Origin of the sequence: Pseudomonas gorinensis (assembly GCF_042015035.1) — a bacterium.
GTDB lineage: Bacteria > Pseudomonadota > Gammaproteobacteria > Pseudomonadales > Pseudomonadaceae > Aquipseudomonas > Aquipseudomonas gorinensis.
Genome location: NZ_CP167125.1, coordinates 5,744,454 through 5,768,632, shown reverse-complemented (window position 1 = coordinate 5,768,632; position 24,179 = coordinate 5,744,454). Strand labels below are relative to the sequence as shown.

At 61.1% G+C, this 24,179-nt stretch carries 29 protein-coding genes; 14 read left to right on the top strand and 15 right to left on the bottom strand.

All coding sequences use genetic code 11. The features are described from left to right. Window positions 1-24: 24 nt before the first annotated feature. Window positions 25-402, bottom strand: coding sequence for a hypothetical protein (locus AB7933_RS26125; RefSeq protein ID WP_024077075.1), 378 nt, complete (start codon window positions 400-402; stop codon window positions 25-27). A gap of 200 nt (window positions 403-602) precedes the next feature. Here AB7933_RS26125 and AB7933_RS26120 point away from each other — a divergent pair, with 200 nt between their 5' ends. From AB7933_RS26120 to def, 3 genes are all read left to right on the top strand, one after another. Further along, window positions 603-788, top strand: coding sequence for a CsbD family protein (locus AB7933_RS26120; RefSeq protein ID WP_024077074.1), 186 nt, complete (start codon window positions 603-605; stop codon window positions 786-788). 181 nt (window positions 789-969) lie between these two features. Beyond that, entirely contained in the window at window positions 970-1,920 is a 951-nt protein-coding gene (locus tag AB7933_RS26115; protein ID WP_024077073.1) for a YihY/virulence factor BrkB family protein, read from the top strand. Between the two features lie 3 nt (window positions 1,921-1,923). Continuing rightward, window positions 1,924-2,463: a peptide deformylase gene (def, locus tag AB7933_RS26110; RefSeq protein WP_305452371.1), complete on the top strand. Its 540-nt coding sequence runs from the start codon at window positions 1,924-1,926 to the stop codon at window positions 2,461-2,463. Between the two features lie 74 nt (window positions 2,464-2,537). On the opposite strand, the gene AB7933_RS26105 is transcribed toward def, so the two are convergent. The 3 genes from AB7933_RS26105 to gstA form a co-directional block, all read right to left on the bottom strand. Then, window positions 2,538-3,356 (bottom strand): class I SAM-dependent methyltransferase, encoded by an 819-nt coding sequence (locus AB7933_RS26105; protein WP_024077071.1) that lies wholly within the window; start codon window positions 3,354-3,356, stop codon window positions 2,538-2,540. A gap of 59 nt (window positions 3,357-3,415) precedes the next feature. Further along, window positions 3,416-3,853 (bottom strand): GNAT family N-acetyltransferase, encoded by a 438-nt coding sequence (locus AB7933_RS26100; protein WP_024077070.1) that lies wholly within the window; start codon window positions 3,851-3,853, stop codon window positions 3,416-3,418. A 398-nt stretch (window positions 3,854-4,251) separates the two neighbouring features. Next, entirely contained in the window at window positions 4,252-4,854 is a 603-nt protein-coding gene (gstA, locus tag AB7933_RS26095; protein ID WP_024077068.1) for a glutathione transferase GstA, read from the bottom strand. Window positions 4,855-4,950: 96 nt separating this feature from the next. Here gstA and AB7933_RS26090 point away from each other — a divergent pair, with 96 nt between their 5' ends. Next, window positions 4,951-5,823 carry a LysR family transcriptional regulator gene (locus AB7933_RS26090; RefSeq protein WP_041161005.1) on the top strand — a complete coding sequence of 291 codons (873 nt, stop codon included), beginning with the start codon at window positions 4,951-4,953 and terminating at the stop codon, window positions 5,821-5,823. 149 nt (window positions 5,824-5,972) lie between these two features. Here the strand turns inward: AB7933_RS26090 and AB7933_RS26085 are convergent, their stop codons facing one another. From AB7933_RS26085 to AB7933_RS26060, 6 genes are all read right to left on the bottom strand, one after another. After that, window positions 5,973-6,485, bottom strand: a complete 513-nt coding sequence (locus AB7933_RS26085) for a hypothetical protein (protein WP_024077066.1) — start codon at window positions 6,483-6,485, stop codon at window positions 5,973-5,975. 133 nt (window positions 6,486-6,618) lie between these two features. Then, on the bottom strand, window positions 6,619-8,034 hold the full coding sequence (locus AB7933_RS26080) for an MFS transporter (protein ID WP_024077065.1): 1,416 nt from the start codon (window positions 8,032-8,034) through the stop codon (window positions 6,619-6,621). Between the two features lie 139 nt (window positions 8,035-8,173). Then, window positions 8,174-8,911, bottom strand: a complete 738-nt coding sequence (locus AB7933_RS26075) for an NAD-dependent epimerase/dehydratase family protein (RefSeq protein WP_024077064.1) — start codon at window positions 8,909-8,911, stop codon at window positions 8,174-8,176. A gap of 16 nt (window positions 8,912-8,927) precedes the next feature. Then, window positions 8,928-9,560, bottom strand: a complete 633-nt coding sequence (locus AB7933_RS26070) for a glutathione S-transferase family protein (RefSeq protein WP_024077063.1) — start codon at window positions 9,558-9,560, stop codon at window positions 8,928-8,930. Between the two features lie 170 nt (window positions 9,561-9,730). Next, window positions 9,731-9,964: a DUF6124 family protein gene (locus AB7933_RS26065; protein WP_024077062.1), complete on the bottom strand. Its 234-nt coding sequence runs from the start codon at window positions 9,962-9,964 to the stop codon at window positions 9,731-9,733. A 310-nt stretch (window positions 9,965-10,274) separates the two neighbouring features. Next, window positions 10,275-11,306, bottom strand: a complete 1,032-nt coding sequence (locus AB7933_RS26060) for a LacI family DNA-binding transcriptional regulator (RefSeq protein WP_162163617.1) — start codon at window positions 11,304-11,306, stop codon at window positions 10,275-10,277. 212 nt (window positions 11,307-11,518) lie between these two features. Between AB7933_RS26060 and AB7933_RS26055 the strand changes: the two genes are divergently transcribed. Both AB7933_RS26055 and AB7933_RS26050 read left to right on the top strand, forming a co-directional pair. Next, window positions 11,519-12,052, top strand: coding sequence for a gluconokinase (locus AB7933_RS26055; RefSeq protein WP_024077060.1), 534 nt, complete (start codon window positions 11,519-11,521; stop codon window positions 12,050-12,052). A gap of 84 nt (window positions 12,053-12,136) precedes the next feature. Then, complete coding sequence (locus AB7933_RS26050; protein WP_024077059.1) at window positions 12,137-13,489, top strand: GntP family permease; 1,353 nt, start codon at window positions 12,137-12,139, stop codon at window positions 13,487-13,489. Window positions 13,490-13,627: 138 nt separating this feature from the next. Here AB7933_RS26050 and alaC read toward each other — a convergent pair whose 3' ends face one another. Continuing rightward, a complete protein-coding gene (gene alaC, locus AB7933_RS26045; protein WP_024077058.1) occupies window positions 13,628-14,845 on the bottom strand; it encodes an alanine transaminase in 1,218 nt (405 codons plus the stop codon). A 195-nt stretch (window positions 14,846-15,040) separates the two neighbouring features. On the opposite strand from alaC, the gene AB7933_RS26040 reads away from it, so the two are divergent. Continuing rightward, window positions 15,041-15,520, top strand: coding sequence for a GyrI-like domain-containing protein (locus tag AB7933_RS26040; protein ID WP_024077057.1), 480 nt, complete (start codon window positions 15,041-15,043; stop codon window positions 15,518-15,520). 255 nt (window positions 15,521-15,775) lie between these two features. On the opposite strand, the gene AB7933_RS26035 is transcribed toward AB7933_RS26040, so the two are convergent. Then, on the bottom strand, window positions 15,776-16,285 hold the full coding sequence (locus AB7933_RS26035) for a GNAT family N-acetyltransferase (protein WP_024077056.1): 510 nt from the start codon (window positions 16,283-16,285) through the stop codon (window positions 15,776-15,778). A 145-nt stretch (window positions 16,286-16,430) separates the two neighbouring features. Between AB7933_RS26035 and AB7933_RS26030 the strand changes: the two genes are divergently transcribed. The 4 genes from AB7933_RS26030 to AB7933_RS26015 are packed head-to-tail and all read left to right on the top strand — an operon-like array spanning window position 16,431 to window position 18,969. After that, a complete protein-coding gene (locus tag AB7933_RS26030; protein ID WP_024077055.1) occupies window positions 16,431-16,850 on the top strand; it encodes a YybH family protein in 420 nt (139 codons plus the stop codon). 43 nt (window positions 16,851-16,893) lie between these two features. Next, window positions 16,894-17,238, top strand: a complete 345-nt coding sequence (locus AB7933_RS26025; RefSeq protein WP_024077054.1) for a YciI family protein — start codon at window positions 16,894-16,896, stop codon at window positions 17,236-17,238. A 34-nt stretch (window positions 17,239-17,272) separates the two neighbouring features. Continuing rightward, entirely contained in the window at window positions 17,273-17,749 is a 477-nt protein-coding gene (locus AB7933_RS26020) for an SRPBCC family protein (protein WP_024077053.1), read from the top strand. Beyond that, window positions 17,746-18,969: an RNA polymerase sigma factor gene (locus AB7933_RS26015; RefSeq protein WP_024077052.1), complete on the top strand. Its 1,224-nt coding sequence runs from the start codon at window positions 17,746-17,748 to the stop codon at window positions 18,967-18,969. The genes AB7933_RS26020 and AB7933_RS26015 overlap by 4 nt, the downstream gene beginning before the upstream one ends. Window positions 18,970-19,093: 124 nt before the next feature. On the opposite strand, the gene AB7933_RS26010 is transcribed toward AB7933_RS26015, so the two are convergent. Then, complete coding sequence (locus tag AB7933_RS26010) at window positions 19,094-19,948, bottom strand: LysR family transcriptional regulator (RefSeq protein ID WP_024077051.1); 855 nt, start codon at window positions 19,946-19,948, stop codon at window positions 19,094-19,096. 88 nt (window positions 19,949-20,036) lie between these two features. Here AB7933_RS26010 and AB7933_RS26005 point away from each other — a divergent pair, with 88 nt between their 5' ends. Continuing rightward, window positions 20,037-20,549 carry a multidrug/biocide efflux PACE transporter gene (locus tag AB7933_RS26005; RefSeq protein ID WP_024077050.1) on the top strand — a complete coding sequence of 171 codons (513 nt, stop codon included), beginning with the start codon at window positions 20,037-20,039 and terminating at the stop codon, window positions 20,547-20,549. Here the strand turns inward: AB7933_RS26005 and AB7933_RS26000 are convergent. Next, complete coding sequence (locus AB7933_RS26000; RefSeq protein ID WP_024077049.1) at window positions 20,448-21,206, bottom strand: SDR family NAD(P)-dependent oxidoreductase; 759 nt, start codon at window positions 21,204-21,206, stop codon at window positions 20,448-20,450. The two genes, AB7933_RS26005 and AB7933_RS26000, sit on opposite strands and share 102 nt — an antisense overlap. A gap of 106 nt (window positions 21,207-21,312) precedes the next feature. Here AB7933_RS26000 and AB7933_RS25995 point away from each other — a divergent pair, with 106 nt between their 5' ends. Continuing rightward, a complete protein-coding gene (locus AB7933_RS25995; protein WP_024077048.1) occupies window positions 21,313-22,209 on the top strand; it encodes a LysR family transcriptional regulator in 897 nt (298 codons plus the stop codon). Here AB7933_RS25995 and AB7933_RS25990 read toward each other — a convergent pair. Next, window positions 22,206-23,123 carry a LysR family transcriptional regulator gene (locus tag AB7933_RS25990; protein WP_024077047.1) on the bottom strand — a complete coding sequence of 306 codons (918 nt, stop codon included), beginning with the start codon at window positions 23,121-23,123 and terminating at the stop codon, window positions 22,206-22,208. The two genes, AB7933_RS25995 and AB7933_RS25990, sit on opposite strands and share 4 nt — an antisense overlap. A gap of 104 nt (window positions 23,124-23,227) precedes the next feature. Here AB7933_RS25990 and AB7933_RS25985 point away from each other — a divergent pair, with 104 nt between their 5' ends. Continuing rightward, the gene (locus tag AB7933_RS25985) at window positions 23,228-24,010 is read left to right on the top strand and encodes a 5-oxoprolinase subunit PxpA (protein ID WP_024077046.1); all 783 of its coding nucleotides are present in this window, start codon (window positions 23,228-23,230) and stop codon (window positions 24,008-24,010) included. Window positions 24,011-24,179 lie beyond the last annotated feature (169 nt).

Here is a 24,179-nt window from a genome sequence, read left to right as displayed (position 1 = left end):
CCCACATTTTTTTTGACCGCGTTCCTACAGGGCGAACTGCGCGAAGTTGACACCGGCACCCGCCGGACGCACATCCTTCAGGAACGAATCCTTGTCCGCGCTCAGCTCCAGGGTAATCTCCGGCTTGCGCTTGCCCGCATTGCGCACCACCAGCCCTTCGAGCTTTTCACGCAGGAATACCGTCGGCACCTTCAGGTGCAGCAACTGGTCGGTCTCGGCGTTGTGCATCAACAGGTGAATCCACTCGTACTGGCCCACGGCAATCCGCGCCACCGGCAAGTCGAACCACCAGATATTGCGTTTGCGGTCCAGGTCGGTGAAATGGCAGTTGTTGACGCCGAGAACGGCACCGCCCAGTTCCTGGTTTCTGCGGGCGATGGCCTGTGCTTTATTGAGTTTCATAACCTTCCTACGGGATCTGTTATTCAGCGTTATAGCCTGAATGTGCCGCGCATTCTCGTGGGTTGGCCGCAAAACATAAAGCCAAACCTGCGCATGGCGATGAAATGCCCACCGAAAAATAATTGAAACTCTGCCGAACAGCCCCGGGTCAATCTTTAGGTAATGACCAAAACCCTTGATTGTTCTTTCGGAGGCATACCATGAGCAGCACATCGGATAAGGTAAAAGGCGTCGCGAACGAAGCTGTCGGCAACATCAAGCAAGGCGTCGGCAAAGTGACCGGCAACGATAAGTTGCGTGCTGAAGGTGTCATTCAGGAAAAGAAAGGCGAAGTGCAGAAAGCCGTCGGCGACACCAAGGACGCCGTCAAAAAAGCGACCAAGTAAACCTGAATCGCTGGCGGTGTTCATTCAGCCCAACGGCCATCCACGGATGGCCGTTTTTATGTGCGGCGGTGCAACTAAATTCTTGAAATTGTTTCAAAGTCGCCAGATAGGCTACTTTGATGTAGAAAACGGCCCCTGAGTCGCCCCTGAACTCAACCTTTTTGCGGCGAAAGGAGACGCTATGATTTTTCCGGTACTCGATGGCCTCAAGCTGCACACGGTGCTGGTGCGCACGGTCAAGGAATTCGTCAACGACGAGATGTCGACTTACGCCTCGGCATTGGCCTACCAGATGCTGTTTTCCTTGTTTCCGTTCCTGCTGTTCCTCATTGCCTTGATCGGTTTCCTGCACCTGCCGGACTTTTTCACCTGGCTGCGCCTGCAGTCGGAACTGGTGTTGCCGCCCCAGGCCCTGGAGCAGGTCAACCCGGTGATCGACCAGTTGCAGCAATCCAAGGGCGGCCTGCTGTCGGTGGGTATCGTGATTGCGCTATGGACCGCCTCGGCCGGCGTGCGCTTGATGATGAGCGCGATGAACGCCGCCTACGACGTGGTCGAAGGGCGGCCGATCTGGAAGCGGTTTCCGTTGTCGATTTTCTACACCGTGGGCATCGCCGGCATGCTGCTGGCCGCCGCCGCGCTGATGGTGCTCGGGCCGCAGGTGATGGAGTGGCTGGCGGGGCAAATCGGTATGCAGGAATTCGTGGTCACCTTGTGGACCATCCTGCGCTGGCCGCTGATCGTGGTCCTGCTGATGTTCGCTGTGGCCCTGATGTACTACGTGATGCCCGACGTCGAGCAGAAATTCCGCTTTATTACCCCAGGTTCCGTGCTGGCGGTGGTGGTGTGGATCGTCGCGTCCCTGGGCTTTGGCTACTACGTCAAGACCTTCGCCGACTACAACGCCATGTATGGCAGTATCGGTGCAATCATTGTCCTGCTCCTGTACTTCTATATTTCTGCTGCCGTGTTGTTGCTCGGTGCGGAGATGAATGCCGTGATCGAACACATGTCCGCCGAAGGCAAGGACCCCGGCGAAAAGGCATTCGATGCACACACCCACGTGAGTGAGAAACAGCACGTCTCTGGCCTCGGCCGAGACCATTCCAAGCCCACCCCTGACGAAGTCTGATCGATGATCCGTGAAATCCTGAAAATGGGCGACGAACGCCTGCTGCGTATCGCGCCACCGGTCCCGCCGGAAATGTTCGACAGCCCCGAGCTGTGGCAATTGATTGACGACATGTTCCAGACCATGGAACACGTCGGCGGCGTCGGCCTGGCCGCACCGCAGATTGGCGTCGACCTGCAACTGATGATCTTTGGTTTCGAGAGCAGTGAGCGCTACCCGGACGCCCCGGCCGTACCGCAGACGATCCTGATCAACCCGTTGATCACACCGCTGAGCCCGATACTGGAAGAGGGCTACGAAGGTTGCCTTTCCGTGCCCGGCCTGCGTGGCGCGGTAGACCGTTACCAGCAGATTCGCTACGAAGGTTTCGACCCCAAGGGCGAGCCGATCGTACGTATCGCCGAAGGCTTCCACGCGCGCGTGGTGCAGCATGAATGCGACCACCTGATCGGCCGGCTGTACCCGTCGCGGATCACCGACTTCAGCAAGTTCGGGTTTATCGAAGTGATGTTCCCGGACATGGATCCGACGGCCGACGAATAACCTCGCCGATACCCACAAATCCCTGTGGAAGGGGCTGGTTTGCCCCCGCCACATGGGGGCGGCGGTGAGTCAGATCATTTGGCTGGTTTGACGAACCGCAACGTCATCCGGTCCGATTCGCCAATCGCCACATACCTGGCCTTATCCTGCTCGCCCAGCTTCAACGTCGGCGGCAAGGTCCAGACGCCGCCGGCATAGTCCTTGGTGTCCTTCGGGTTGGCGTTGACCTCACTCTGCCCGGCCAGTTTGAACCCAGCATCGGTCGCCAGCTTCACCACCTGCGCCGTGGTCAGGTAACCACTGTCCTTGATGGCGTCAAGGTTTGCGCCGTCCTTGGCGCGATGGTCTTCCACCCCCAGCACGCCACCCGGTTTCAACACCTTGTAGAACCCGCTGAAAGTGGCCTCGGCGGTATCGGCCAACACCCAGTTATGCACATTGCGGAACGTCAGCACGGCATCCGCCGAAGCGGGTTTGCCGAACACCGGGGCCTTGGGATCGAACTCGACCACTTCAGCCTTGGCATAGCGCGCCGGGTCGGCGGCGAATTTCTTTTTCAGGTTTTCTTCCGACGTGCGCGCGTAGGCACTCACACTGGGGGCCTGCACGGCGGCGATGTAGTGCCCGTGGTCCTTGAGCAGCGGTGCGAGAATCTCGCTGTACCAGCCGCCACCTGGGGTGATCTCGATCACCCTCTGCTGGGCGCCCAGGCCAAAGAACTCAAGTGTCTGCTGTGGATGGCGATAGACGTCACGCGCGCTGTTGGCCGGGTCGCGCCAACTGCCGGCCAGCACACTGGCGTATTGCTTGGCGGTAATCGGCGCGTCGGCGGCCAGGCTGAAGGTTGGCGCGAGGAGGGCGGTGAGGGACAGAGCTGCAAGCGTCGTTTTCATGATCATCCTGTAGAGGGCTTCTGTGCCGTCGAGGCTAGCATGGGCCCAGTGTCGGCCGATCACACATTATCCGAGGTCGACCTCACCAAAGGTTCTAAGCCCATCGCAATCATCGGCTTGTTACGCTTGTAGCGCACCAGTCGTTCGCTGAGGGATTGCGGCAACAGCGTGTCCTGGGTAAAGCCCATGCGCTGATAAACGCCTTCCAGCTCCGGATGACAGAGCAGCCACACTGTGCCTTCCACATCTGCCACCGCCGCACCGATCAAGCGGGCTGCCAGACCCTGGCCGCGATACGCCGGGTCGACAAACACGCCCGTCAACCATTGCCCGCCAACCACGGGCGTGAGGCACAGGCCGGCGACAATCTCGCGGCGGCGCGCCACCCACAGACGTCCGCCCTTGAGCGCCTTCATCGACGACTGGTGGCTGCGATAAAACTTGTTCAGCAGCGGCCACAGGGGCTCTGCCAGCAGATCGATGGTCAACTCGGGCATGGTCTTCAGGCAGCGTAATCACGGGCCGGGGATTATAAGCGCCTTCTGTAGGGCAATAGGTGGTATACCCAGTGTTACATCCCCTGTAAGTGGAGCACGCATCATGGCCAAAGGTATGGATTCAAAGAAAGCCGCGAAGAAGAAACCGGCAAAAACCGCCGACGAAAAACGCGCCGACAAGAAAGCCAAGAAAACCGACACAGGTCTGTTCGGTCACTGAGTGACAAACTTATAACCCAATGATCTGCCAGATTTTCCCGCCTCATTGCACAGAGCAGGAAACACCTGCTCTGAGCTGCCGCACGCCCCCTCTACCGGAACAGCGCACGGCCTCTGTGCCGCATGCAGCCCCCCCGTCATTGCAGGCGAGCCGGTGCCACACTGGCGTCTATTTCAGATCATGAATTTTCGGCGGCCAGCGCGGCGATGACCGTTGGCCGCTCGCCCACCCGCTGTTGAAACGCCGCCAGCGCCGGCCACTTGCCCAGATCAATGGCGTGAAACCCCGCCCAGCGCAGCACCACGAACAGGTAGGCATCCGCTACCGAATAGTGCGCGCCTAACAGGTAATCCTGGTGCTCCAGGGTCTGCACCAGCACCGCGAAGCGCTTGAACAGCGTGGCCTGGAACGAGGCTTTGACCTCGCCCTGAATCGCATTGTTGAAAAACACTGCCAACCCACCATGAATTTCAGTCGCAATAAAATTCAGCCACTCCTGCAAGCGCACGCGCTCCCAGCTGCCATTGGCCGGGGCCAGGCCCGCGTCGGGTTTGAGGTCGGCCAGGTATTGCAGGATCGCGCTGGCTTCGGTCAACACCTGGCCGTTGTCCAGTTGCAGCGCTGCCACATAGCCCTTGGGGTTGATCTGCAGGAAGTCCTGGCCATCGGCAGTGGTTTTGGCCTGGTTATCCACGCGCACCAGGTCGAACGGAAGCGCCAATTCGCGCAGCACGATATGGGGGGCGAGGGAACAGGCATTGGGGAAGAAATACAGTTTCATCTGTGACAGCTCCGTTGAATTTGCGCCAGTCTCACCGCCGTGGCACCTTGCGTAAAATTAAACCTTCGGATCCCTGCCATAAGGACAGCGACTGTCATGATGAACCTGATGCACTGGCGCCTGCTGGTGGCGGTGGCCGATCACGGCAGCATCACCGCCGCCGCCGGACATGTCGGCATGACCCAGTCCGCCGCCAGCCAGGCCATGGCTGGCATGGAGGCGACGCTGGGTGCTCAGTTGTTTACCCGCGAGCCGCGCAAGACCTTGCCCACCGCCCTGGGGCTGAGTGTGATCGAGCAGGCGCGGGTGATGCTCGGGGCCTTGCAGGCGATTCGCAGTACTGTGGATGAGGCCAGGCCCATGCTGCGGGGGACGATTCGCATCGCTAGTTTCCCCATGGTGCTCGCGACCTTTCTGACGCCGTTTTTGCAACGTTTCCGCCAGTTATATCCCGGTATCGACGTCACCACCCTGGATGTTACCGATAACGAGGTGCTGACCCTGCTCGAGGCCGACCTGATCGACCTGGGCGTGGTGCTCAACCCCAAGCCCGAGCGCCAGGCCACCATATTGGGCCGTGACTGCTGGATGGCAGTGCTGCCGACGAACCATCCACTGGCACAACGCCCGGCCGATGCAAGCGTAAGTCTTGAGGAACTGTTCGAACAAGCCTTCGTGCTTGCCACCGGTGGTTGCAGCGCCAATGCCCGCAGCCTGGGCGCCGCGGTAGGGCTGACCCTGCGCGATATCCGCGTGGAAGTCCGCGAATGGAGCAGCGCCTTCAGCCTGGTACGCGAAGGCGTTGGCGTGACGCTGGTGCCGGAGATGGCCCTGCCGGTCGAGCGCCAGGGTTTACGCGTGATGCCGCTGACAGCGCCGCGGTACCGCGAGTTTGCCCTGGTCGGTTCACCCAACCGCCCACCTTCGGCCGCCGCCGCCGCGTTGTTGAAGATGCTGGCTGAACGTTGATGCGCTTGAATCCACCAGGGGGCGATGGATCAGTCGCCCAAGGTTGAGACTGACACTCAGCGATCGGGAACCGGCCCGCTTGCCATCAGGGGGCCGGTTTGCTGTATGACAGCGCCAAGTCGCAGACAGGGTTTGCCTTGCGCGGTTGCTTAGATCGCCGCGAGGGTGTCTTTCACCGACTGTGCCTGGGGCGCCGCGGTCTTCGCCGCTACCTGCTGCTCTTGTTGTACTTTCACGCGCTCAGCCACCTGCTTGGCGATCGCATCCTGTTTTTCCTGGGGCATGGCCTGCACTTGTTCCTCGGTCAACCCTTGCTCCTTGAGTAACTGCTCGCGGATACGTTCGGCCGGGGTTTTGCTCATGTAATCGGTGAAGTCTGCGCGTGCGCTGCTGGTGGTGGAACCGGCGGCGGGTACATCCGTGGTCGCCGGAGTGGCTGCCGTGCTCGCTTGCAACTGCACACGGGTCTTGGCGAAGGCTTCGTCGATGCGATCGTTGGCCTTGTCCAGTGCCTTCTGTACAACTGGCACGGTCACGCTTTGCTGCGCCGCTTGCAGGGCACCGCTGTATAGCGTGCTGGCAGCGGCGTTGGCGGGGTCCATATCGGGTCGCTTGAGCTGTTGGACGGTTGATACGGCTTGAGTGTTGTTGTTAACCAGCATGATGGTTCACCTGGGGAAATGTACGGTGCCTCATGAGGAGCAATTAGCGTGCCGGGCAGCATCACCCCGGTTTTACTGGGGCGCGCACGGCCGTCGCGGCAATAGTTGTCCCGTCGACGGCCAATCGTTGCCGTCAGTGGGCGATATTTTCCAACGCCAGATTGCGCGTACGCGGTCCGAACCAACTGATGGTGATCATCACGATCAACATGCTGCCGGCGATAAACGCCAACACGCCCGGAGTGCCCAGGTGTTCGAGGATAAAACCGATCAACAGGCTGCTGAACACCGTGGACAAGCGGCTGAACGAATAACAGAACCCCACCGCCCGCGCGCGGATATTGGTCGGGAACAGTTCGCTCTGGTACGAGTGATAACTGAAGCTCAACCAGGCATTGCAGAAGGTGATCATCACCCCGCAGATTACCAACCCTACCGCCGTGGTCTGCAGGGCGAACAGGCTACCGAAGATCATCGCGCCCATGGCCGAGCCAACAATCTGCCATTTGTTTTCAAAGCGGTTGGCCACCTTCACGAACAACAACGGCCCCAAGGGGTAGGCGAGCGTGATGATAAAGGCGTAGAGCAAGCTGTGGGTCACGCTGACACCCTGGCCCGAGAGCAACGCCGGCAGCCAGTTGCCAAAGCCGAAAAAACCGATGGCCTGGAACACATGGAACACAATCAGCATCAACGCACGGCGGCGGTACGGGGGTTGCCAGATATCGGCAAAGCGGCCGCTGCCTTGCACGCTGACGGTTTCCGGTTCGGGCTCATCCAGCGGCTGGCCGTAATCCTTCTGACAGCGGGCTTCGAGGTTGTCCATGATCGCACTGGCTTCGCCGAAACGACCTTTCTGCGCCAGCCAGCGCGGTGATTCCGGCAGGCGCTTGCGCAGTTGCCAGATAAATAGCGCAAACACTGCACTCGACAGCACTACCCAGCGCCAGCCGGCGACGCCGAACGGCGCCTGGGGCACCAGCCACCACGACATCAAGGCCACCGCCGGCACCGACAGGAACTGGATGAAAAACGCAAAGGCGAACGCCGAGCTACGCATGCGCTTGGGCACCAGTTCCGACAGGTAAGCGTCGATGGTGACCAGCTCGATGCCCAGACCGATGCCCACCAGGAAGCGCATGCAGATGATGCCCAGGGCGGACGTCTGGATGCCCATCAACACCGTGGCGACGGTGTACCAGATCAACGCGAAGGTGAAGATCGCCCGGCGCCCGAAGCGGTCGGCGATGGGGCTGAGCAGGCTGGCCCCGAGGAACAGGCCAAGAAAGGTCGCCGAGGCGAACGCGGCCTGGTCGGAGAAGCCGAATACACCGCCGCTGCCGGTGGCAAAGATGCCGTCCTTGATCAGCCCCGGGCTGATGTAGGCGGTCTGGAACAGGTCATACAGCTCGAAAAAACCGCCAATCGACAGCAGCGCCACCAGGCGCCAGATACTGGCGACAGCCGGCAGGCGGTCGATGCGCGCGCTGATATGGGCGGCACGGACCGGGTCGATGCCGTCCGTGGCAGAGGCAGTGAGTGTCGACATGGGGCAGATTCCAGGGGCAGTGAAGTGGAATCTTAGCCTGCTAACGGAAATCGCCGCTTGTGAAGTTGCCCGCGATGGCACGCCGATTCGCTGATTTATTGCGCGTCGGCGTGGTGTTTCAAGGTTTTATGGCGTGTGCTCAGAAGGTGATCGGAATTTCAAAGGCCTGGAACGCGTCATCCACCGGTTGATAGCCCAGCACGCGCGTGGTTTCGCTTAAATCCAGGCGCTTGAAGCGGTTATTGGAGATGCCATGGGCGATCAGGTGTTTGACGCCGGCTGTTTCCACTGCACGTTGCAGCAATTGCACCGCGTCACGGGGGCTAAGCCAGGCGCTGAGGTCGCGGGCGTTGCGCAGGTCATGGGCCTCGGGGAATTCGAAGGCGCCGATGCGCAGGGCGATGGTCGATAGCGGGGTTTTCGCTGCGTAATAACCGCATAACGCCTCGCCGTAGCATTTGCTCACGCCATACAGGTTGGCAGGCAGCACGGGCATACCGGGAGTGATCTGGCGGTCTACCGGGTAGCCTTCGATGGTCTGGGCGCTGCTGGCAAATACCAGGCGCTGCACGCCTGCGGCCACGGCGGCTTCGAACAGGTAGGTAGTGGCGAGGATATTGTTGGGCAGCAACTCCTCGAACGACGCGCTGGCGTGGGGGATGCCCGACAGGTGCACGATCACGTCGATGCCTTCGAGCAGGGCGGTGAGGGTGGAGCGGTCGCTAAGGTCGGCGTGTACGAAGCGGTGGTCACCCAGGTCGAAATCCGGCGCGACGCGGTCAGTGAGGGTGAAACGGTAGCGGTCTTTCGAAGCCTCGAAAAAGGTCTTGCCGATTCTGCCGCAAGCGCCGGTGAGCAGTACGTTGAATCCTTTCACGTGCTCGTCCTTGTGCTTAATTGTGACCGTCGAGGGCGAAGGTCTTGAAGCCGGCGTGCTGGCTGAGCCGCTGGTAGTACGCCGCAATGGCCGGGTAGGGCGGCCGCTGCATGGGCGTCATCTGCCAGCGATGCACCGAGAGGCCGATCAGGATGTCGGCGAGGGTGAAATCATCGCCGGCCACGTAGGCGCCGGTTTTAGCCAACTGTTGTTCCAGCAGCCCCATCTTGTCGTTCCAGGCCTGCACGCCGGCTGCGATGCGTTGCGGGTCCTGATGGTCGGGGCTATTGCGCACCAGCGCCTGGAAGGCATAGCCCCAGGACGGGTTGAGTTCGGTCGCTTGCCAGTCCATCCACTGCTCGACCCGCGCGCGCGGTGCGGGTTCGATGGGCAGCAGGTCGTGGCGTTGGTAGAGGTTCACCAAATAGCGGCAGATGGTGTTGGATTCCCACAGCACACCGTGGTCATCGATCAGTACCGGTATTTGGGCATTGGGGTTCAGGGCCAGGAATTCGGCGGATTGGGTGGGTTTGAAACCGATGCCCCAGTCTTCGCGCACGTAGTCTATGCCCAGTTCCTGGCAGGTCCACAGGACTTTGCGCACGTTGATCGACGAGGTACGGCCCAAGATTTTCAGTGAGTGTCCCATGGTGCTTTCCTGGCGGTGGAGAGTGGTTAATCTAGCAGGGGCCAAGTAGGCACGGTTAAAAAATGTGGGAGGGGGCTTGCCCTCGATAGCGGTGAGTCAGTCAGCCTGTCTGTAGCTGACCCACTGAAATCGGGGGCAAGCCCCCTCCCACATTTTTATCCAGTAGGGCCTTAGCAGCGTGGTGCGTGCTGGTCCATGGCTTTGCCCACCAGCAACACGCTTAGTTCGCTCAATTGGTGAATGGCCAGGGCAACATCACGGTGTTTGCCGGTAAGGTCATCAGACAGGTCGAGCAGCAAGGTGCTGACGGAGCACACGGTTTCGTAGCTGTTGATCAGCAGGGTTTCGGTGGGGACATCGGGGATGAGCGTGAACAGCGTAGTCGGGGGATTGACGCTTTGCATGGTTGAAGTACCTGGCTGTGCCAACACCCTAATCGCTACTAAACGAATGGGTGGCAGCTGTACGCAGGTTAGTAGACCGGTAATCCCACACAAACCCGGCGCACCCGAAGGCGCCCTACGCACAGCCACCATGGTTGGCTTATGCATATGTGTGGAGAGCTTCAGGCTACTAAACCCGATCACCGAGAAATTCAGCGACCGGCAAACCTTAAAGATCACCCCTCAAGCGCACAAGCCGGCGGATTCTGACGTAAGCGTAGGCAACCGGGCAAGGCGCTTACCGCAATGTCAGCCTCATCCTACAGGCGTCCTACGTGCTTTCCCGCACCTGCAATTCAAACCCCATATCCACTACCGGCTTGGCGATCTTGTTACCCGCCATGATCGTCAACAAATGCTCCGCCGCACGTCGACCGATCGCTTCCCTGGGGGTGCTGATGCTGCTCAAGCGCGGCACCATGAAAGACGACGCTGGCAGGTCGTTAAAGCCCAGCACGGCCACGCGCTCCGGCACGTTGATGCCATGGCGCAGGGCTTCCAGCAGCGCACCTTGCGCCAGGTCGTCGTTGCCGAAGAAGATCGCGTCCACATCCGGGTGCGCCGCCAGCAATTGCAGGAACAGCTCGCCACCCAGGCCGACCGAGGAAGGGCGCGGTGTCAGCAGTTCCAGCGCCGGGTCGTACAGCCCTGCTTGTTGCAACGCCCGGCGGAAACCCTCGCCGCGCAGCAGGGTACGTTGGTCCAGTTGCGCACCGATATAGGCCAGGCGCTTGCGCCCACGGGAGAGCAAATGCGCCGCTGCCGTTTCACCTGCGGCCAACTGCGAGAAACCCACGCAGTTCACGCCCGCATTCGGGTCCAGATCCATCATGTACACACAGGGCACATTGCTGGCCTCGACCATCCGTCGCGCGCTTTCGGTGCGATCGAACCCGGTCAGCAGCAACCCCCGTGGCTGGTAGGCCATGTAGTTGCGCAGCAGGTTTTCTTCTTCATCGCGCGAGTAATGGGAGTTGCCGATCAGTACTTCGAACCCCTTGGGCTGCAGTACCTGATGGATGGCTTCGAGGGTTTCGATAAACAGCAGGTTGGACAACGACGGCACCAACACCACCACCGAATGGCTCTGGGCCGAAGCCAGGGCACGGGCGGCGGGGTTGACCACATAGTTGAGTTCGGCGGCGGCTCGCTGCACTTTTTCCACCAGTTCGGTGGCCACGGTGCTGATGCCGCGCAGCGCGCGCGAGGCGGTAATCGGGCTGACGCCGGCCAGGCGGGCGACTTCATTGAGGGTAGGGCGACCGGTGGTGCGGGTATTTTTATCGTTCTTAGAGGTCATCAGGCGGCTTGCCAAACAAAAATCGAGGCACTAAGGTAGCGCTGTCTCCAAAAGGCTGCAAATTATTGAACTTTGGGTTGCCTGATCCGGTTCAAATGATTGGAGCGGATGCACGCGTCACTCCATAAAAATGACAAGACGGCGCGGGAAAAGCCTGTTTTTGCACTCGCCTTACAGCGTGCAAAGGTAGCGCTATCTGCGTCCTGAGGTGTTCCATGAGTCAACCTGTTACCGCCCTGGTCATCATGGGTGTTGCCGGCTGTGGCAAGACCAGCGTCAGCGAGGCCCTGTGCCGCCTGAACGGTGCCACGGCCATTGAAGGCGACAGCTTTCACCCCGCCGCGAACATCGAAAAGATGAGCGCCGGCCACCCCCTCAACGACGACGACCGCGCCGGCTGGCTCGACATCCTGTGCGATGAACTGCGCCGCTCGCTCAAAGCCGGTGAACACCCGGTACTCACCTGCTCCGCGCTGAAAAAGAAATACCGTGACCACCTGCGCGAAGCCGCGCCTGGCCTGGGCTTTGTATTCCTGGAACTGACCCGTGAAGTCGCCGCCGACCGCGTGTCCCATCGCCCCGGCCATTTCATGCCGGCCAGCCTCATAGACAGCCAGTTCGCCACCCTTGAATCGCCCAAGGGCGAGCCCCTGACCCTGGCTCTAAACGCCAGCGAAGACAGCGTCGAGGCGCTGGCCGAGCAGACCAACGCCTGGTGGCTGCAACACGGTTTTGAACCAACCCGATAATTTTTTGCCGGACAAGATAGCGCTATCCCCGGCAGGAAATTCAACACCCGTTTTAATAACAACAACAAACAGGAGAGACCCCCCATGTTTGGCATGTCCCACGAGTCGTACCTGCTGTTAGATGCAGTCGTTACCATCATCGGGCTGATCGTATTGATTACCCGGTTCAAGGTTCACCCGTTCATTGCGCTGATCATCGCGGCCGGCTTCCTCGGCCTGACCTCGGGTATGCCCGTGGACAAGATCATCAAGGCATTCCAGGACGGTTTCGGCGGGGTGCTTGGCTTTGTCGGCATCATCCTCGCGCTGGGTACGATGCTCGGCAAGATGATGGCTGAATCCGGCGGTGCCGATCAGATCGCCCAGACCTTGATCCGCGCCTTCGGCAAGGAAAAGGTCCAGTGGGCCATGATGTTCGCCGCGTTCCTGGTGGGCATTCCGCTGTTCTTCGAGATCGGCTTTGTGCTGTTGATCCCGTTGGTGTTTATCGTTGCGCGCCGTACCGGCGTGTCGCTGATCAAGATCGGTATCCCGTTGCTGGCCGGCCTGTCGGCGGTGCACGGCCTGGTGCCACCGCACCCGGGTCCACTGCTGGCCATCGGCGTGTTTGGCGCGGATATCGGCAAGACCATCCTGTATGGCCTGATCGTCGCACTGCCGACGGCCATCATTGCCGGCCCGATCTTCGGTACGTTCATTGCCAAGTACATTCCCGGCAACCCGTCCCAGGAGCTGGTCGACCAATTGGCCCGCGAGTCGGAGCACAAGACGTTGCCGAGCTTCAGCATCACCCTGATCACCGTGCTGCTGCCGGTGTTCCTGATGCTGCTGAAAACCTTCGCCGACATCGCCCTGGCCGAAGGCCACGTGGTGCGCAACTGGATGGACATGATCGGTCACCCGATCAGCGCCTTGCTGCTGGCCTTGCTGCTGTCGCTGTACACCTTTGGCCATCGCCAGGGTATCCACTCCAAACAAATCCTCAAGCTGCTCGACGCCAGCCTGGCGCCGACCGCCGCGATCATCCTGATCATCGGTGCCGGTGGTGGCTTCAAGCAGATGCTGGTGACCAGCGGTGTGGGTGACGTGATCGGCCATATGGCGGTCAACGCGCAGATCAACCCGATTTTGCTGGCGTGGCTGGTGGCGGCGGTGATTCGTGTGGCGACGGGTTCGGCGACCGTAGCGACCATTACGGGTGCTGGCATTGTGGTGCCGGTGGTGGGGATGATCCCAGGGGTCAACCGCGAGCTGCTGGTACTGGCGACCGGGGCGGGCTCGTTGATCCTGTCTCACGTCAACGATGCTGGCTTCTGGCTGGTCAAGCAGTACTTCAACATGACCGTGGCCGAGACATTCAAGACCTGGACGGCGATGGAAACCATCCTGTCGGTGGTGGCGCTGATCTTTATCATGTTGCTGTCGTTGGTGGTCTAACAGACACACCACAAGGCCAGGGTGAAAACCCAATCAAATGTGGGAGGGGGCTTGCCCCCGATATAGGGGGTCAATCACTGCATCTGGTGACTGACCCACCGCTATCGGGGGCAAGCCCCCTCCCACATGTTGACCGAGTCAGGCGCCGGTTTTCGGTACTAACCCATCCGCCCGGAACATCCCGCGAATTCCGCGCACCGCCTGGCGAATCCGGTCCTGGTTCTCGATCAGTGCAAAGCGCACATGGTCATCGCCATACTCACCAAAGCCGATCCCCGGCGACACGCACACCTTGGCTTCCTGCAGCAGTTTCTTGGCAAATTCCAGCGAGCCCATGGCGGCATAGGCTTGGGGAATCTTCGCCCAGACGTACATTGACGCCTTCGGGTTCTCGACCATCCAGCCCAGTTCATGCAGGCCCTTGACCAGCACATTGCGGCGCTGGCGGTACTGCTCGGCGATGTCCTTGACGCACTGTTGGTCGCCTTCCAGCGCCGCAATCGCGGCGACTTGCAGCGGGGTAAAGGTGCCGTAGTCGTGGTAGCTCTTGATCCGTGCCAGCGCGTTGACCAGTTCCGGGTTACCGACCATGAAACCAATACGCCAGCCGGCCATGTTGTAGCTCTTGGACAGGGTGAAAAACTCCACCGCAATATCCTTTGCCCCAGGCACCTGCATGATCGAGGGGGCTTTCCAGCCGTCGTAGACAATGTCCGCGTACGCCAGGTCATGCACCACCAGTACGTCGTACTGTTTGGCCAGCGCAATCACCCGTTCGAAGAAATCCAACTCCACACACTGCGCGGTGGGGTTGGACGGGAAGCCCAGGATCATCATCTTCGGCTTGGGGATCGAGCCGCGAATCGCCCGTTCCAGCTCGGCGAAGAAGTCCACGCCGGGCACCAGCGGCACCGAACGCACCTGGGCACCGGCAATCACGGCACCGTAGATATGAATCGGGTAGCTCGGGTTGGGCACCAGTACGGTGTCGCCCTGGTCCAGGGTGGCCAGCATCAAGTGCGCCAGGCCTTCCTTGGAACCGATGGTGACGATGGCTTCCGACTCGGGGTCGATGTCCACGTCGTAGCGGTCTTTGTACCAGCGTGAAATCGCCCGGCGCAGACGTGGAATGCCTTTGGAGGTGGAGTAGCCGTGGGTATCTTCACGCTGGGCGACGGTGACCATTTTCTCCACGATATGGGGAGGCGTGGCGCCGTCGGGGTTACCCATGCTCAAGTCGATGATGTCTTCGCCGCGCCGACGCGCAGCCATCTTCAGCTCGGCAGTGATATTGAACACGTAAGGGGGGAGTCGATCGATGCGCGCAAAGCGGCGCGGCGAACCTTGGTCGGCCATTGTTGCCTCGGAGTACGTAAGCGCCCGGAACCGTCCGAGCGACGTTGGCCACTGCGGTGGCCTGCGGGGCAGACAATACGGTCGATGATGGCCAGTTGTCCAGATGCGTAGGGAAATTTTCTGCATGGAGTACAGCGCGGATATACCCCTATACTCGATATGGGTTTGTTCCCTCATAAGAAGGAGACTGTTCAGATGGATCAGCAGATAACACAACCGTTAGAGCCGCGCATGAAAGACGGCAAAGCCCTGGTAATCGCGGGGGTGCAAGGGCGTTATTCGAAGGCCACGGCGGGCGATATCCCCAAGCTGTGGGGCGTGTTTGACGACAGCGTAAAACACATCAAGAAACGCGTCGACGGTGTGTCCTACGGCGTTTGCCATAACCCCAGCCACGGTGAGTTCGATTACATGGCGGGGGTGGAAGTGCCGTCCAAAGGCGATGTGCCGAGCAACTTCGAGTTCGTCGAACTGCCTGCGCACCACTACGCCGTGTTCCCGCACTATGGCCCGGTGCAGGCACTGGAGCAGACCTACGAGCGCATCATGTTCGAGTGGTTGCCGCACTCGGGCTACAAGGTGGCCGGGGCGGATTTCGAGCGCTACAGCGCGGATTTCGATGTACGCAAGGGCACGGGGACGGTGGAGATCTGGTTGCCCGTGGAACTCAGGTAACCGGCAGGCTGAACACGTCCCTCTGTGGCGAGCGGGCTCGCCCCGCGTTGGGCTGCGCAGCGGCCCCAAAACCTACCGCTGCGGTTCACCCGGAAGAATGCGGCAGCGCTGAATAGGGCTGCTGCGCAGCCCCTCGGCAGAGCCATGGTTAAGACGCATGGCGCGAACTTGGCTGTCGGGTTGCTGAGCGATAACTGAAGTATTCATGTCGCATATTCATTACTTTTTATCGGGTAAGTTATCTATACGTGACATTTAAAGCAGGCCAACACCACATCGACCAAACACCCACCTCAACCTCCGCTCATACCCAACCCGCCCCTGATACGCCTCCCCGCTGTCCACCCATCCGGCGCCCAGATACAGCCCCATCGCCGCTACATTGTCCGTGTCCACCGACAACTCCAGCGCCTTGATCTGCGGCCACGCCTGTATCGCCGCCGCCGGCAGCGCCTGCAAACACGCCTTGCCAAAGCCCCGGCCCTGCTGCTGCCGATCCACCTGTAGCGCATGCAGCGTGGCGCTGTGTTCATCCGCCCAGTGCGGCAGGCAGGGCGGGCGCTTGAGCAGGAGGAACGCCACCGGACGCTCGTCGGCCAGCAGCGCAAAGCCTTTGACGCCTGGGCTTGGGTTGACCAGCAGGGTGTTGAGTGCGCAATACATGTCGCCGCAAAACGGCAACTGCTCAGGATGAACTTCGAGGGCGCCGACTTGCTGTTGTTGCACAGCATTCAGCGCCTCGTAGGCGACAAGACGGGTTTGCATCGGGGCGTCCGAACGGCTGCAAAGAAGGGCGCAGTCTAGCGGTTTTGTGCGGCACGAAATTATTTTTCAACGGGCTGTCGATTTGCCCGGAGGCCGTTCGACTAAGGGTGTCTTCCTTGATTTTCCAACCCGAAGGAGTATCGCCATGAGTACCGCAATCAACACCCTGATCGAAGAATGGAAGCAAGCCGTACTTTCCCGGAATATCGATAAGATTGTCAGCTATTACGCCGACGATATCGTCTCGTTCGATGCCGTGAGCGCTCTGCAGTTCAAAGGCAAGGCGGCCTACCGTGCGCACTGGGAAGCGTGCATGGAACACTGCCCCGGCCCCGGCATTTTCGAGTTCCACGAACTGCGTATCGTCGAGTCCCAGGACAGCGCATTCGCCCACTGGCTGGCCCACTGCGGCGGCGCCGGGCCGGACGGTGAAGTGAAGGCCTGCTGGATGCGGGTGACGGCCGGCTATCAACGTTTTAACGGCGACTGGAAGGTGGTGCATGAGCATTGGTCGGCGCCGTTCGACATGGCAAGCGGCACGGCACTGTTCGACCTGAAACCTTGAGCGCCGCGAACTATAGTCAGTCGTTGCGAAAACGGAGAACGCCATGAAATACCTGTGCCTGATCTACAGCAATGAACAGCTGTTGCACACTTCGCCAGACAGCCCCAAAGACCCGGAGTGTCTCGCCTACGCCCAGTCGATACAGGCCAGCGGGCGCATGCTCGCCGCCGAGCCGCTGGAGTCGGTGAGCACGGCCACCACCGTGCGCATGCGCAATGGCAAGCTGTCGATTACCGACGGGCCGTTTGCCGAAACCAAGGAGCAGCTCGCCGGGTTCTACCTGATCGAGGCGCGGGACTTGAATGAAGCGATCCAGGTGGCCGGTGGCATTCCGGCCGCTCGGGTCGGCAGTGTGGAAGTGCGCCCCGTGCGCGAATTGAATCTCTGACTCCAACAACCCTAAGACTCAGGAGGTTTATCCCATGCCCAAGCAACCTGCCGAATTTGAGCTGTCCATCAGCCGCGTGATCGATGCGCCACGCAGCCGTGTGTTCCGCGCCTGGACCGAACCTGCCCTGTTGCAACAATGGTGGGGGCCCCACGGCATGACCACCCCCGAGTGTGAAATGAACCTGTGGGTTGGTGGCCTGTTCCGCACCCTGATGCGCGCACCGGATGGCAGCGAGTACCCGACCCAGGGCGTGTTCCTGGAGATCGACGCGCCCAACCGCCTGGTGTTCACCGATGCCTTCATGCCGGGCTGGATACCTTCGGGCAAGCCGTTCATGAGCGCTGAAGTCACCTTTGAGGAGCAAGACGGCAAGACCCTCTACACCGCTCGCGCCATGCACTGGAGCGCTGAAGACAAACAGGCCCACGAAGCCATGGGCTTTCACGACGGCTGGGGCCAGAGCCTGGACCGCCTGGTGGCGCTGGTGACCCAGGGCATGCGCGATTGACGCCTCCCATCGAGGCGATCTACCGCAGTGAGTCCCGGCGCGTCCTCGCCACGCTGATCCGTTTGCTGGGGGATTTCGACCTCGCCGAAGAAGCCTTGCACGAGGCGTTCTTCGTCGCGGTCGAGCGCTGGCCGCAAGACGGTGTGCCGAGCAACCCACGCGCCTGGCTGGTATCGACCGGACGCTTCAAGGCCATCGATCGTCTGCGCCGCCAGGCCCGGTTTACCCCGTTGTTGCAGGCGCAGGCCGACGCACTGGAAGCCGCTGACTGGAGTGAGGAAGACGTGGAAGACGACCGTCTGCGCCTGATCTTCACCTGCTGCCACCCTGCGTTGGCGGCCGACGCCCAGACGGCGCTGACCTTGCGTGAGGTCTGCGACCTCACCACCGAAGAAATCGCCCGCGCCTTCCTGGCCACGCCCACCACCATCGCCCAACGCATCGTGCGGGCCAAGGGCAAGATCCGCGAGGCGAAGATTCCCTATCAGGTGCCGTCCCTGGCCGAATTACCCGAACGCCTGGACAGTGTGCTGCGCGTGATTTACCTGGTGTTCAACGAAGGCTACTCGGCGTCCATGGGCGCGGACCTGACCCGCGAAGACCTGACCCGTGAGGCCATCCGCCTCGGTCGCTTGTTGACCCAATTGCTGCCCGAACCGGAAGTCCTGGGCTTGCTGGCGTTGATGCTGCTCCACGAATCCCGCCGCGCCGCGCGCACCTCGGCCAGCGGCGAACTGGTGCTGTTGGATGAACAGGACCGTTCGTTGTGGGATACGTCCTTGATGGCTGAAGGTTGCGCGCTGGTGGAACAGGCACTGACCCAGCGGGGTTTTGGCCCGTATTGCCTGCAAGCGGCGATTGCGGCGGTGCATGCCGAGGCACGCAGCGCCGGGGAAACGGATTGGCCGCAGATTATTGGGCTCTACGATGTATTGCTCAGGGCGGTGCCTTCGCCAGTCATTGAATTGAACCGCGCCGTGGCGGTGGCCATGCGCGATGGACCGTTGGCGGGCTTGCAGCAGGTGGAGGCGATTCTGGCGCGCGGGGAGTTGCAGGATTACCACTTGGCGCATTCGGCGCGGGGCGAGTTTTGCCGGCAGTTGGGACGGGTGGAAGAGGCCCGCAGGGCCTATGAAACCGCCCTGTCACTGACCCAGCAGATCCCTGAAAAACGCTTCCTCGAACACCGCCTGGCCGAACTCGATTCCCCCAAGCAATGAAGATCCAAATGTGGGAGGGGGCTTGCCCCCGATAACAGGGTGTCAGTCACTGTATTAGGTGACTGACCCACCGCTATCGCGGGCAAGCCCCCTCCCACATGTGATCTTCATTGTCTGGGAGATCTCACTCCAACATCTTCCCCAACAACCAACTCCCCGCCGGCCCCGGAGGATGGTGACGGGACCACAGTGCATCCACGGCCACCGAACGCGGCCAGCCGCGTGCCTTGAGTTCGACCAGTTGCCCGCCACCGAAGCGTTCCACCAGCCAGCGGGGAATCGGCGCCCAGCCGAAACCCAACTGGGCCATCTCCAGCAGCATCAGATAACTGGGGGCCGACCAGAAGCGGCCGTTGGCGCGGGTTTCGTTCGGGTTGATGATGCTTGCCAGGCGCAATTCGCGGTGCTGTTGCAGGGCGTGCGCCGTGAGGGTATCGAGGCCCGCCAGCGGATGCTTCGGTGACACGAACAGGGCAATCTCGGTGCGCTCGTCCACCGGCGCGCGGGTCAGGTCCGGCGGATACACGTCCTGTTGTTCAATAAACGCGATCTGCGCCCGCCCGCTTTGGACCAGGGCGATCAGGTCTTCGCATTCGGCGATCAGGCATTCCAGCTCAAGGTCCGGGTAGCGTTGTTCAAACGCGCTAAGGGCGACCTCGAAACGGTCGGACTGGTAGGTATCGGACATGGCGATACTCAGCTTCGGCTCCAACCCCTGGGCCAACTGACTCGCCGCCAACTCCAGCCGGCTGCTGGCCTCCAGCACCTGCTCGGCGCGTTGCAACAACACATGGCCTGCGGGCGTCAGTGTCGGCTTGCGGCTGCTGCGGTCAAACAGCACCACATCCAAATCAATCTCCAGGCTCGCCACCGCTGCGCTGACAGTGGACTGGCTCTTGCCGAGCTTGCGCGCCGCCGCCGAGAACGAACCTTGGGTCGCCGCCTGGACAAATGCCTGCAACACTTCGTTAGAGGCCATGACTATCGCCTTGATCGATGGTTATTGGTTATGAAGTATCGAGCCAAGGGGTAATGATGGCAACCATCGTCACTCACGGAGCCGGGTTATGAACCCTACCAAGTCGATTACTGAACGTGTGTGCCAGGCCATTGGTTTCGAGGCCCTGGCGTTGTTGATTTGCACGCCGTTGCTGGCGTGGATCATGGATAAACCGGCCCTGGAAATGGGCATGGTCACCCTGGCGATCAGCCTGTTGGCGCTGACCTGGAACGTGATTTTCAATGGCCTGTTCGACCGCCTCAAGACGCGCTGGCACCTGGCCAACAACGCCTGGACCCGGGGGCTGCATGCCTTGATGTTTGAAGGGGGCTTGATTCTAGTGTGTGTGCCGCTGATTGCCGCCTGGCTGAATATCAGCCCGGTGCAGGCGTTTATCCTCGACATAGGTGTACTGCTGTTTTTCCTGCCGTACACCTATGTGTATCACTGGGGCTATGACGTGCTGCGCGAGAAGTTCCTACAGAAACATGCCGCCCGACGCCTCGATGCGCTGGCCGGTGATCCAGTGGCTGCCGTCGGCGAGCAGGCTGGCAATCGCCCCGCCGATATCATCCGGTAGGCCCGCACGGCCCAGAGCGGTGTTGTTGGCGACCATCGCATTGAGGCTGGCGTTGTCACGCACGGCGCCGCCGCCGAAGTCGGTCTCGATGGCGCCCGGGGCCAGGATGTTGACGCTGATGCCACGTGCACCCAGCTCCTTGGCCTGGTAGCGGGTCAGCACTTCCATCGCGCCTTTCATGGCCGCGTAGGCGGCGTAACCCGGCAGGCTGAAGCGCGCCAGGCCGCTGGACACATTGAGGATGCGGCCGCCGTCGCGGATTAACGGTAACAGCTGCTGGGTCAGGAAAAACGGGCCCTTGAATTGGATCGCCACCAGTTGGTCGAACTGGGCTTCGGTGGTCTCGGCAAAGCTGGCGTGAATGCCAATCCCCGCGTTATTGATCAGAAAATCGAAGCGCTCCTGTGCGAACACATCCTTGAGCACGCCAGCCACTTCGCCAACAAACTGACTGAAGCTCGCGCTCTGGCTGACATCCAGTTGCAGCATGGCCGCGCGGCCACCCAATTGTTCGATCTGCGCGACCAAAGCCTGCGCTTCCTCCGCTTTGCTGTGGTAAGTGCCGATGATGTCCACGCCTTGCGCCGCCAGGTGCAGCGCGGCGTTTTTACCCAGGCCACGGCTGGCGCCGGTGATCAATGCGATTTTGCGGGTCATGATGAATGCCTCTGGATGGGATGGTGGCGCACAGTGTATTTGTGCGCCTATAACGTGATAAACAGCAGTGAATCGGAATCACTGGTCGGATCAGGCGAACAATCCCATGAACAAACTCGAACTGTTGCGCACCTTCGTACGCGTCACCGAACTGTCGAGTTTCACCGGCGCTGGCGAGAGCCTGGGCTTGCCGCGTTCGACGGTGTCCGAGCATGTGCAGGCGCTGGAAGAACTGCTCGGCGCGCGGTTGCTGCAACGCACCACGCGCACGGTGCAAGCCACGCAGGACGGGCGTGTGTTGTATGAGCGCAGCAAGGATCTGCTCGCGCACATGGAGGAACTGGAAGGGCTGTTTCGCCAGGAGGAAGCACAACTGGCCGGGCGTATTCGGCTGGACCTGCCCAACGTGATGGCGCGTGACCTGATCCTGCCGCGCCTGCCGCCCTTCATGGACGCGCACCCGTTGATCGAGCTGGAAATCAGCTGCACCGACCGTCAGGTCGACCTGCTCGCCGAGGGCTTCGATTGCGTGCTGCGCGTGGGCGCGCAGCCGGACCAGTCCGTGGTGGCGCGGCGGTTGTGCAGCCTGCCGATGATCAACTGTGCGAGCGCCACCTACCTGCAACGCTACGGCGTGCCGAAGACCTTGGCCGACCTGGCCGATCACCACCTGGTGCATTACGTGCGCCCGCTGGGTTCGCGCTCGATGGGGTTCGAATACCAGCAGGGCAACAAGGTGCACCGCCTGCCCATGGCCGGGCGGGTCACGGTCAACAGCACCGATGCCTACACGTCGGCCTGCCTGGGCGGCTTCGGGATCATCCAGGTGCCGGCCCTGGGCATGGCGCAGGCGTTGGCCAGTGGTGAGTTGGTGGCGGTGTTGCCGGACTATCCGGCGCCGCCGTTGGACGTGTCTCTGCTCTATGCCGGGCAGCGCCATTTACCGCTGCGGGTGCGGGTGTTCATGGACTGGTTGGCCGCGACCCTGCAAGACCAACTCTAACGCCGTGCCGACAGCTGCTGCGGCGCCAGGAACGCGTCGTGGAAGTAATCGCGGAACGCCTGCATCGCCGGGGTAAACGCCCGTTCGCGGTGCCAGGCCAGGCCGACGCTCATGGGCGTCACCGGGTCGGTCACGGTCAGGGTTTCGATGCGCTTGCCTTCCAGGGACCAGGGCCGATGCACCAGGTCCGACAGGATCGCCACGCCGCTGCCGTTGGCGACCATGCTGCGCACCGCCTCCACCGAGCTGGTGCGCAGCCGCACCTGGGGCGTTTGCCCGGCCTGTTCCCAGTAGCGCATGGCGCTGTGTTCGGCCTCGTCGACGGTGAGCAGGATGTACGGCTCGCGGGCCACATCTGCCAGGCTCACGGCGCCACGTTCGCACAATGGGTGATGGCTGGGCAGCCACAGGCGGCGTTCCGAATTGAAGAGAATTTCCGAGACGATGTCCGGGTGGGTGAGGTTGGCGGTCAGGACCACGGCCATATCAAACCGGCCGTCGAGCAGGCCCTGCTCAATGGCCTGGCGCTCTTGTTCGAACACCTCGATGCTCACATCCGGATGCCAGTGCTCCATGCGTTGCAAGTGGTGCGGCAGGAAATACCCCAGCACGGTGTAGCTGGCTGCCACCCGCAATACGCCGCTGGCGCGGTAGTCGGGCAGGGGGCTGTTCAGTGCGTCGTCGACACTGCGCACAATCACATAGGCACGGTTGAGAAAATGCCGCCCGGCGTCAGTGAGGCTCATGCCCTGGGCCGAGCGTACGAACAACTGCACGCCGAGCAGGGCTTCGAGCTCCTTGATCGCCGTGGTCACGGCAGACTGGGAGATGTTCAAGTGAATCGCCGCCTGGGAAATCTGGCCGATTTCGGCGGTGGCGACGAAATAGCGAATTTGGCGCAAGGTCAGGGACATAGCTTTATCTGATTTTCAGAAGATAGATCATCTGATAATAGATCTTCCCAAGGGGTCAAGCCGCAGCCTACTTTCGAGCATCACCTTTTGGCGGAGCGACCTCAATGCAGGCAGTGGATTTCAATTCAGACATGGGCGAAGGCTTCGGCCCCTGGACCATTGGCGACGGCGTTGACGCGGAACTGATGGCCTACATCAGCTCGGCCAATATCGCCACCGGCTTCCATGCCGGAGACCCCGGCACCATGCGTCGCACCGTCGCGCGCGCCAAGCAACTGGGGGTGGCTATTGGTGCGCACCCCGGCTTTCGTGACCTGGTGGGCTTCGGCCGTCGGCATATCCAGGCGCCGGCCCAGGAGCTGGTCGACGACATGCTCTACCAACTGGGCGCCCTGCGTGAAATCGCCCGTGCCCAGGGTGTGACGCTGCAACATATCAAGCCGCACGGCGCGCTCTACATGCACCTGGCCCGCGACGAAGAAGCCGCGCGGCTGCTGGTACAAAACCTGCAAATCATCGAGCCAACGTTGCTGCTGTATTGCATGCCCAATTCGGTGATCTGGCGCGTGGCCAAGGAGCTGGGGCAGCCGGTGGTGCGCGAGTTTTATGCCGACCGTGAGTACGACCTCACGGGCTCCATTGTGTTTACCCGCCACGTACGTGCGCTGGACCCGGCCACTGTCGCAGCCCGCGTCCTGCGTGCGTGTCAGACGGGGCTGGTGCGGACCGTAGAAGGCGAAGACCTGTTTATTGAGTTCGACTCCATCTGCCTGCACAGCGACACCCCCGGCGCCTTGGAACTGGTGGAAGCCACCCGTGAAGCGTTGGACCAGGCTGGCATAGCGGTAGTGAACGGGCTTGCTGTGGTGAACAGGCTTGAGGTGTGAGCAGGCTGGGTGTGGCAGTTGGCTTGGTGTGTGAACGGGCTTGATGTGGCGAGCGGGCTTGCCCTAATGCCGTTCAGTTAAGGCTTTTTTGTAGGAGCGAGCTTGCTCGCGAAAAACTCACAGGCGCCGCGTTCATTCAGGAAACACGCGTTATCGTTGACGTTTTTCG